Genomic DNA, 504 nt, shown 5'->3' with positions numbered 1-504 from the left:
CATTTATTGGATTATCATAAATTTCTGATGCATTACCTTTTTGTACGAGCATCCCAGGATTATCAAAATTTTTCACTTCAGCTATACCACAACTTACAGTCACCTTTCCTATCATTGGAAATTTGTGTTTTTCGACTTTTTCTCTAATTCTTTCTGCAACAACTTTAGCATTTTTTAAATCTGTATATGGAAGTAGAATTAAGAATTCCTCCCCTCCATATCTAAAAGCATAGTCTGAATTTCTTACAACAGATTTAACTATTTTTGCAAAATGAACTAAAACTTTATCTCCTACAAGATGTCCATAAGTATCGTTTACTCTTTTAAAGTTGTCTAAATCCATAATTATGAGTGAAATTGTATAACCGTATCTTTTAGCTTTACTTATTTCTGTGTCTAATACAAAATCCAAAGTATATCTGTTTAACAGTCCAGTTAAAGGGTCTTTCAATGCAATGGAAGATATATTTTCAAGAGATATTCTATTCAGTATAAATAGAAGTT

The 504-nt window shown here is 29.4% G+C and carries 1 protein-coding gene; it reads right to left on the bottom strand.

Going from position 1 to position 504, the window contains the following annotated elements; translation table 11 throughout:
• Window positions 1–451: GGDEF domain-containing protein (locus tag ACP5GV_RS08165; protein WP_428103318.1), on the bottom strand; the 451-nt coding region annotated here is incomplete at its 3' end.
• Between the last annotated feature and the right edge of the window lie 53 nt (window positions 452–504).

This window comes from Caldisphaera sp. (assembly GCF_049974385.1).
Lineage (GTDB): Archaea > Thermoproteota > Thermoprotei_A > Sulfolobales > Acidilobaceae > Caldisphaera.
Note: the sequence above shows the minus strand (reverse complement) of the source record. Positions and strands in the feature narration are given on the sequence as shown.